The sequence below is a fragment of the Pseudomonas sp. o96-267 genome, assembly GCF_003935465.1.
Lineage (GTDB): Bacteria > Pseudomonadota > Gammaproteobacteria > Pseudomonadales > Pseudomonadaceae > Aquipseudomonas > Aquipseudomonas sediminis.
Genome location: NZ_RHQP01000035.1, coordinates 48,870 through 56,980, shown reverse-complemented (window position 1 = coordinate 56,980; position 8,111 = coordinate 48,870). Strand labels below are relative to the sequence as shown.

General features: G+C 62.5%; 11 protein-coding genes and 1 pseudogene. 7 read left to right on the top strand and 5 right to left on the bottom strand.

Translation table 11 applies throughout. The annotated features are described in order from the left end of the window. Positions 1-77, top strand: a pseudogene (locus EGJ86_RS20670) (hypothetical protein); the annotation flags it as partial. Positions 78-162: 85 nt separating this feature from the next. Here the strand turns inward: EGJ86_RS20670 and EGJ86_RS20665 are convergent. Next, positions 163-930 carry a class III extradiol ring-cleavage dioxygenase gene (locus EGJ86_RS20665; protein ID WP_125836455.1) on the bottom strand — a complete coding sequence of 256 codons (768 nt, stop codon included), beginning with the start codon at positions 928-930 and terminating at the stop codon, positions 163-165. 105 nt (positions 931-1,035) lie between these two features. On the opposite strand from EGJ86_RS20665, the gene EGJ86_RS20660 reads away from it, so the two are divergent. Beyond that, positions 1,036-1,692 carry a thiopurine S-methyltransferase gene (locus tag EGJ86_RS20660; RefSeq protein ID WP_125836453.1) on the top strand — a complete coding sequence of 219 codons (657 nt, stop codon included), beginning with the start codon at positions 1,036-1,038 and terminating at the stop codon, positions 1,690-1,692. Positions 1,693-1,748: 56 nt separating this feature from the next. On the opposite strand, the gene htpX is transcribed toward EGJ86_RS20660, so the two are convergent. The 3 genes from htpX to EGJ86_RS20645 form a co-directional block, all read right to left on the bottom strand. Next, positions 1,749-2,621, bottom strand: coding sequence for a protease HtpX (gene htpX, locus EGJ86_RS20655; RefSeq protein ID WP_125836452.1), 873 nt, complete (start codon positions 2,619-2,621; stop codon positions 1,749-1,751). Between the two features lie 94 nt (positions 2,622-2,715). Next, the gene (locus EGJ86_RS20650) at positions 2,716-3,162 is read right to left on the bottom strand and encodes a hypothetical protein (RefSeq protein WP_099524394.1); all 447 of its coding nucleotides are present in this window, start codon (positions 3,160-3,162) and stop codon (positions 2,716-2,718) included. Between the two features lie 6 nt (positions 3,163-3,168). Continuing rightward, the gene (locus EGJ86_RS20645; RefSeq protein WP_125836451.1) at positions 3,169-4,380 is read right to left on the bottom strand and encodes a pyridoxal phosphate-dependent aminotransferase; all 1,212 of its coding nucleotides are present in this window, start codon (positions 4,378-4,380) and stop codon (positions 3,169-3,171) included. A 278-nt stretch (positions 4,381-4,658) separates the two neighbouring features. Here EGJ86_RS20645 and msrB point away from each other — a divergent pair, with 278 nt between their 5' ends. After that, positions 4,659-5,054, top strand: coding sequence for a peptide-methionine (R)-S-oxide reductase MsrB (gene msrB / locus EGJ86_RS20640; protein ID WP_106732404.1), 396 nt, complete (start codon positions 4,659-4,661; stop codon positions 5,052-5,054). Positions 5,055-5,095: 41 nt separating this feature from the next. Here the strand turns inward: msrB and EGJ86_RS25130 are convergent, their stop codons facing one another. Then, positions 5,096-5,269, bottom strand: a complete 174-nt coding sequence (locus EGJ86_RS25130) for a PA1571 family protein (RefSeq protein WP_166432395.1) — start codon at positions 5,267-5,269, stop codon at positions 5,096-5,098. Between the two features lie 290 nt (positions 5,270-5,559). Between EGJ86_RS25130 and EGJ86_RS20635 the strand changes: the two genes are divergently transcribed. From EGJ86_RS20635 to EGJ86_RS20620, 4 genes are read left to right on the top strand one after another with little or no spacing between them, the layout of a single operon-like run. Beyond that, entirely contained in the window at positions 5,560-6,675 is a 1,116-nt protein-coding gene (locus tag EGJ86_RS20635; RefSeq protein ID WP_125836450.1) for an ATP-NAD kinase family protein, read from the top strand. A 9-nt stretch (positions 6,676-6,684) separates the two neighbouring features. Continuing rightward, complete coding sequence (locus EGJ86_RS20630) at positions 6,685-7,275, top strand: DUF1287 domain-containing protein (RefSeq protein ID WP_125836449.1); 591 nt, start codon at positions 6,685-6,687, stop codon at positions 7,273-7,275. Next, entirely contained in the window at positions 7,272-7,706 is a 435-nt protein-coding gene (locus tag EGJ86_RS20625; RefSeq protein ID WP_125836448.1) for a thiol-disulfide oxidoreductase DCC family protein, read from the top strand. Before EGJ86_RS20630 ends, EGJ86_RS20625 begins: the two co-directional genes overlap by 4 nt. Next, positions 7,699-8,106: a DoxX-like family protein gene (locus EGJ86_RS20620; RefSeq protein ID WP_125836447.1), complete on the top strand. Its 408-nt coding sequence runs from the start codon at positions 7,699-7,701 to the stop codon at positions 8,104-8,106. The genes EGJ86_RS20625 and EGJ86_RS20620 overlap by 8 nt, the downstream gene beginning before the upstream one ends. Positions 8,107-8,111 lie beyond the last annotated feature (5 nt).

Here is an 8,111-nt window from a genome sequence, read left to right as displayed (position 1 = left end):
GCCCTTGGGGCTCGTACGACTCGGTGGACATGGGCGGCCGCTTCCAGGTCAAGCACATCACCGTCAAACCGGGCGCGGGGCGGGGGCGGGGGGAGGGCCCCCCCCCGGGCGCGCGCGCCCGGGCGCGGCGGGCCCGCGCTGTTTCTGGCGCGTGTCTGTCGTCTAGTCGAAGCGATAGATGTCCATACCCAGTGCGCCGTAGGTGAAGCCTGCGTGAATCACGGAAAAGGCTTCGCCTGCGCCACGAGCGAAGAACAGCGGCAGCAGGTGTTCTTCGCTGGGATGGTTACGTACGGCGTTGGGTGCCTGCCGGCGGTAGCGGTGCAAGGCCTCTTCGTCGTTCGCTTCGAGCTTTTCCACCACCCAGTCGCGAAACTCCTTGGCCCAGGGCGTGATGACGTCGGGGCCGGCGCGCCAATCGAGCTCGCCGAGGTTGTGGGTGATGCTGCCGGAGCCGATAAGTAATATGCCTTGTTCACGCAGGCTGCTCAGTGCACGACCCACACGCGTCTGCTGCTCGGGGCCAAGGCGGCTGGGTAGCGAAAGCTGCACCACGGAGATATCGGCTTGCGGATACATCAGCGACAACGGAACCCAGGCGCCATGATCGAATGGGCGCCGGGCATCGAGCGCTGCCGGCAGGCCCGCGTGATTCAATTGCTCTGCGATCTCCTTGGCCAGTTCTGGTGCGCCGGGAGCAGGATACTGCACGGCGTACAAGGGCGCCGGGAAGCCGCCGAAATCGTGCCAGGTATGCGGATGCTCGCCCGCTGTCAGCAGCAGTTGCTCGCTTTCCCAGTGCGCCGACACCACCACGATCGCCTTGGGCCTGGGCAGCTCGGCGGCCAGCCTGGCCAGTGCGGGGCCGCTGGCACCTGGGTCCAGGGCCAGCATGGGCGAACCGTGGGATATGAACAGTGAGGGCAGCATGACGATCAGCTCCTGAAGTAGGATGTCGCCATCTTCGTTGCTGGATCTATCGACTTCCAGCATAAATAGTTGAGCATTCCTATCGAATTTGTGGAGGTTTCACTCATGCACGAGGCGTTCTGGCAGGAGCGTTGGGCGCGCAGCCAAATCGGCTTTCATCAGGAGAAGGTCAACGGTTATCTGCGTCGACACTGGGCTCGGCTTGGGCTCGCCGAACAGGCGGCGGTGCTGGTGCCGCTGTGTGGCAAGAGCCTGGACCTGGCCTGGCTGGCGGAACAGGGTCACACCGTGATTGGTGTCGAACTGGCCGAGCGCGCCGTGGAGGATTTTTTCGCCGAACGTGATGTGCAGCCGCAGGTCACTCGGCACGGCGCGTTCAAGGTCTACCAGGCCGGCAAGCTACGTATTCTCTGCGGCGACTTTTTCGCCCTGAGCCACGCTGACGTTGCCGACTGCCAGGCATTCTATGACCGTGCCGCGCTGATCGCGTTGCCGCCAGAGATGCGTGAGCGCTACGCCGCTCACCTGCAGGCGATTCTGCCGCCGGCCTGTCAGGGTCTGCTGGTGACCCTGGTATACGACCAGCAACGCATGGATGGCCCACCGTTCTCGGTCGAGGACGCCGAGGTCGAGCAGTGCTTCACGCCAGGTTGGGTGCCGCATGAGCTGGAGCGCAAGGATGTGCTGAGCGGTAACCCGCGGTTTGTCGAGAATCAGCTCGAGGCGGTGGAGGAAGCGGTGTTTCACCTGGCGCGCCGTTAAAGCAGCGAGCAATGAAAAAGGCGACCCTGAGGTCGCCTTTTGTTTTTCGGCTTCGATCAGCCGCGGCGGCGCAGCGCCTCGATGCGATCTTCCAGCGGCGGATGGCTCATCAGCAGACCGGCCAGGCCGTTCTTCAGGCCGCCGTTGATGCCGAAGGCAGTCAGGCTGTCGGGCATCTGCACCGGCACGCCCTGTTCGGCGCGCAGACGCTGCAGCGCCGCGATCATGGCGCCGGTGCCGGCCAGGCGGGCACCGGCTTCGTCAGCCTTGTACTCACGTTTACGCGAGAACCACATGACGATGATGCTGGCCAGGATACCCAGCACCAGCTCGGCGAAGATGGTCGCGACGAAGTAGCCGATACCGTGGCCGTCTTCGTTCTTCAGGATCGCCTTGTCGACGAAGTTACCGAAGATGCGTGCGAAGAACATCACGAAGGTGTTCACCACGCCCTGGATCAGTGCCAGGGTGACCATGTCACCGTTGGCCACGTGGCCGATCTCGTGGGCCAGCACCGCGCGCACTTCATCAGGCGAGAATCGCTCGAGCAGACCCTGGCTGACGGCAACCAGCGCGTCGTTCTTGTTCCAGCCGGTGGCGAAGGCGTTGGACTCGTAGGCCGGGAAGATACCGACTTCCGGCATCTTGATGCCGGCATCACGGGACAGCTCCTCGACGGTCTGCAGCAGCCACTGTTCGTGACGGGTGCGCGGCTGGGTGATGATCTGCGTGCCGGTGCTGATCTTCGCCATCCACTTGGACAGGAACAACGAGACCAGCGAGCCGGCGAAACCGAACACGGCGCAGAAAATCAGCAGGCTGCCATGGTTCTGGCCGGTGAACCGATCGACCCCCAGCAGTTTGAGGGTGATGCTGGCGATAACCAGAACCGCCAGGTTGGTGGCCAGGAACAACATAATGCGCATCATGGTGTGAACGGACTCCTCACGGGGAAAGACGTACGAGTAATGCCGGCTATATAAGGGCGCCCCCCTGGGGCTTTCAACCAGCGACTATTTCAAACTATGTCTCTTGGCCGTGTAACGTGCTCTCGAACAGCAGGCGAGTGAGGCGGGCAGTGCGCTCACCGTGCTGCTGGGCCAGGGCCTCGCGCAGCTGAAAGGCTAGTGTGGCATGGACGCGGCGCACGCTCGGCGGCAACACTTCACCTTCGCGCAGGGCATGGGGAATCGCGCGCGACAGGCGCAGAAAACCCTTCTCGGTCAACACGGCCTGATCCAGTGCGTCATAGGCGATGGTCGACTCGAAACGCAGATAGCCTTCTTCGGCCAGCCACAACAGTGCACCCAGGCAGGCTTGGTGACGCTTGCTCGGCAGGCCGAACTCATCCGGCTCCTCGCGCCCGATCAGGTCTTCCACGTACAGCGCCATCTTGCGCGGGAAGGCCTGATAGAGCATGAGCAGGCCGCTGGCGGCGTCCTTGTAGAAGTCGTCTATCTGCAGATCCATGTCGGCTTACTGGCTGTATCCCTTGAGGAAGTTGCCGATACGGCCGATGGCCTGCTCCAGGTCGTCGACGCGGGGCAGGGTGACCACGCGGAAGTGATCCGGCCACGGCCAGTTGAAAGCGGTGCCCTGAACGATCAACAGCTTCTCGGAAAGCAGCAGGTCGAGGACGAACTTCTCGTCATTGTGGATTGGGCAGACCTTCGGGTCGATCTTCGGGAAGGCGTACAGCGCGCCCATGGGCTTGACGCAGCTGACCCCGGGAATATCGTTGAGCAGTTCCCAGGCCCGATTACGCTGTTCCAGCAAGCGACCGTTTGGCAGTACCAGGTCGTTGATGCTCTGGTAGCCACCGAGTGCGGTCTGGATCGCATGCTGGCTTGGCACGTTGGCGCACAGGCGCATGTTGGCCAGGATATCCAGGCCTTCGATGTAGCTCTGCGCCCTGTGTTTGGGCCCGGAGATGGCCACCCAGCCAGAGCGGAAACCGGCCACGCGGTAGCTCTTGGACAGGCCGTTGAAGGTCAGGCAGAGGACGTCTGGTGCCAGCGAAGCGGTGCTGATGTGCACGGCGTCGTCGTAGAGGATCTTGTCGTAGATCTCGTCGGAGAAGATCACCAGGTTGTGCTGGCGCGCCAGTTCGACGATGTCCTGCAGCACTTCCTTCGAATACACCGCGCCGGTGGGGTTGTTCGGGTTGATCAGCACCAGTGCCTTGGTATTGGGCGTGATCTTGGCGCGCATGTCGGCAATGTCGGGGAACCAGTCGGCCTGTTCGTCGCACAGGTAGTGCACCGGCTTGCCGCCGGACAGGGCCACGGCAGCAGTCCACAGCGGATAGTCAGGTGCCGGAATCAGCACCTCGTCACCGTTGTTTAGCAGCGCCTGCATGGCCATGACGATCAGCTCGGATACGCCGTTGCCGAGGTAGATGTCCTCGATGGTGACGCCTTCGACCTGCTTTTGCTGGTAGTACTGCATCACCGCCTTGCGTGCGCTGAACAGTCCCTTGGAGTCGCTGTAGCCCTGCGCCGTAGGCAGGTTGCGGATGACGTCCTGAAGAATTTCTTCCGGAGCCTCGAAACCGAACGGCGCCGGATTGCCGATGTTCAGCTTGAGGATGCGATGACCTTCCTCTTCCAGACGCTTGGCGTGCTTGAGCACCGGCCCGCGAATGTCATAGCAGACGTTGGCGAGCTTGTTCGATTTGCTGACCTGCATGTAAGGAATCCCGAGATAAGGAGAGCCCACGCAAATACGCTGCAAAATTCTCTCGACGGGGAATCTTGGCAGCCTGTAACGCGGGTGACAGACTGGGGTCGAATCATACGTGGCGCCCTGAGCGCGGCAAAGGTATCCGCCCGGCTTTTTTCTGGCCTGCCAAAGGGTGCACAGTGACCGAGCAGTCGCACACCGCTCGCTTTGGCAGCGGTTGCCACCAGGCGCTGGCGCAGCCTGCAACGCCGCGTATCGCCCATTACCGAGGAGGAACTCCGTTCGTGGATAAAGTCGAAAAACCCCTGGATAGCTGGCGCGAAGAGCTGACCGACGAGCAGTTTCATGTCTGCCGACTGGGTGGCACTGAGCGGCCGTTCACCGGCGCTTATCACGACAGCAAAACCCCTGGCATCTACCACTGCGCCTGCTGTGGCGAGGCGCTGTTCGACTCGGACGCCAAATACGACTCGGGCAGCGGTTGGCCGAGCTATTTTCAGCCGATCAATGACGAGGTGATCGCCAGCCTCGACGATTACAGCCATGGCATGCATCGCATCGAAGTCAAATGCGCCAAATGCGACGCGCATCTGGGGCATGTGTTCCCCGATGGCCCACGCCCGACCGGGTTGCGCTACTGCATCAACTCACTGTCGTTGAAACTGGTGCCGAGCGAGTAAGGTATGCGCGCTGGGCACGTTGAGAGCCCAGCGCAGCGGATTCACGCCTGCTGGCTGACGCGTTGGCGACTTTCTTCCAGGGCGTCACACGCCTCTTGGATCATGTCTTCGGTAATGGGCACTTCGCGGCCTTGGCCGTCGATGATAAAACCGCCCACCGGTTCCTGCTGTTGCGCGGTGGCGGGGCATTGGGCGGCGTTGTCTTGCAAGCTCATGGCCTGTCTCCTCATCAGTGGTGGGCGCCAGTCTGGGACATCCAGATGAAGGCGCGGTGACAATTAGGAACCTGCTCGAAGTCTGCTGCACGTCGGCCATGCTGCTTTGAAATCGGGCTCAGAAAGCTCATTTACTACTCGTAAACTCCGCTTGTTCGCCCGATTTCGCCTTGCCTGGCTCTAGCTCGCAATACTTTAAACAGATTCCAAGACGGCGGAACTCCGTCACAAAACACAGTGCAAAAATCGTATTGCAGGCTGCGTGCCAGCCTGTGTGGAACGAGGAACTCATGTCGCGTTTTCATATTGGTCTGATCATCAATCCGCTGGCCGGCCTGGGTGGCCCGGCAGCGTTCAAGGGCAGCGACGGCATGGCCGAGCAGGCGCTGGCTCTGGGTGTCGAGCCAAAAGCTGCACAACGTACGCGCACCGCGCTTGAGCAGTTGTTGACCCTGCAAGAGCGCATTGAGTTCGTCAGCTACCCCGGCGCCATGGGTGGCGATCTTTTGGCGCAGATGGGCTTCGAACATCGTTTGCTGGGTGAGTTGAGCGAAGGTGCGACCACCGCCGAAGATACCCAGCGTGCGGTGCGGCAACTGCAGGACGCCGGTGTGGCGTTGATTCTCTTCGCCGGTGGCGACGGTACCGCGCGCGATGTTTGCGCCGCTATCAGGGACGGGCAGCCGGTGTTGGGCATTCCTGCAGGAGTGAAGATCCAGTCCGGCGTCTATGCCATCAGCCCGCGAGCCGCGGGCGAACTGACGGCGCGCCTGGTAGACGGCGGCCTGGTGCGATTGGCCAGCGGCGAAGTGCGTGATATCGATGAGAGCGCCCTGCGTGAAGGCCGTGTCACCGCACGCTGGTATGGCGAGCTGTGCGTGCCGCAGGAGGGCGGTTACGTGCAGGCAGTCAAGCAGGGTGGCGTGGAGTCCGAAGAGTTGGTGCTGGCCGATCTCGCCGCCTGGCTGGAGGCGGAGTGGGAGCCAGACGCGCGCTACGTGTTCGGCCCAGGCTCGACCCTGCACGGCCTGGCGCAGAACCTGGGGCTGGAAACCACCTTGCTGGGCGTCGATGTGATCGAAGCGGGGCAGGTGATTGCGCGTGACGTCAACGAAAGCGAGCTGTTCGATCTGGTCGACGGGCACCCGACTTACCTGCTGGTGACCGCAATCGGCGGTCAGGGCCATATTGTCGGCCGTGGCAATCAGCAGATCAGCCCGCGTGTGCTGCGCGCCATCGGCTTGGAGCGCCTGCGTGTGGTGGCTACCAAGCGCAAGCTGGCGACGCTGGAGGGCCGGCCGCTGCTGGTCGACAGTGGAGACGTGGCGCTGGATGATGCCTTCCCCGATGCCGTGCGGGTCTGGGCGGGGTACAAGGAAGAGTTGCTATACCCGCTGAGTCGATAGGAGATCGAAATGCGCATGCTGGTTCTACTGTTGGCTTGGTCGCTGGCACTTGCCGCGCAAGCCATAGAGGCCGACAAGCTGGTGCTCGATGCACGTAAGCAGGTCGGCGTGACCTTGGGTTATGACCCGGCCTACCGCACGCTGAGCTATCCGGGCGGCGACGTACCCATGGCCACCGGCGTCTGCACTGACGTGGTGATCCGCGCGCTGCGTCAGCAGGGGCTGGATCTCCAGGAGGCGGTGCATCGCGACATGCGCGGCAACTTCGCCGTCTATCCGAAGAACTGGGGGCTGAGTCGCCCGGACAGCAACATCGATCACCGCCGCGTGCCCAACCTGATGACCTGGTTCAAGCGTCAGGGCTGGGCGCTTGCGGTCAAGCATGATGCTTCGGCCTACCGTGCCGGCGATATCGTCACCTGGGATCTGGGGCGTGGCCTTACCCATATCGGCATCGTCAGTGATCGTCAGGCTGCAACAGGCACACCGCTAGTGCTGCACAACATCGGCCGGGGCACGCAGGAGGAGGACATTCTGTTCGCCTACCGCATCACCGGCCATTACCGCCCGCTGGCGCAGCAGGCGAGCGCGGCTCAATGAGCAGGCAAACGCTACCGCCCGGCCTTGCTGCAGGCGAGCGCGTGGTCCTGTTCGATGGGGTTTGCAAGCTCTGCAATGGCTGGGCGAAGTTCCTTATTCGGCATGACCGCCAGCGCCAGTTTCGTCTGGCTTCAGTGCAATCGGCGCAAGGCCAGGCATTGTTGAGCTGGTATGGACTGCCGACGGACCACTTCGACACCATGGCGCTGATCGATGAGGCGGGGTTGCACGTACGCTCGAACGCGCTGCTGCGCATCCTTGCACGCCTGCCCCAGCCCTGGCGTGCGCTCGCCTGGCTGCGCCTGATTCCGCGCCCGCTGCGCGATTGGTGTTATGACCGCATCGCGCTGAATCGCTACCGTCTGTTCGGTCGGCATGAGGTCTGCCTGTTGCCCAGCGCCGACCATGCCGAGCGCTTCCTGCATGACTGAGGTGCGTCTGGCGCAGATTGCCTGGCTCGCTCGGCTGGCCTTGGCGTTGGTGTTCATCTGGCATGGGCTGGCACCGAAGATTCTCTGGCTCAGCCCTGATGAGGTGGCGATGATCACAGCCCATCACTTGCCAGACCATCCGTTGTTCGCGCCACAAGTGATCGCGATCATTGGCGGCGTGGCCGAGATTCTCCTGGGTATCCTGCTGCTTACGGTGCGTCGCCATCGTTGGCCCTTGTTGGTCGCGGGCGCGATATTGCTGATGTTGCTGCTTGATGTTGCGCTGCTGAGCCCCCATCTGTTGATTCAGGCGTTCAATCCGCTTTCGACCAATCTGGCTGCGCTGGCCTTGTGTGCAGTGGCCTGGCTGGCTGAAGCGCCCTCGGCTGCTGACTCCTGAGACCT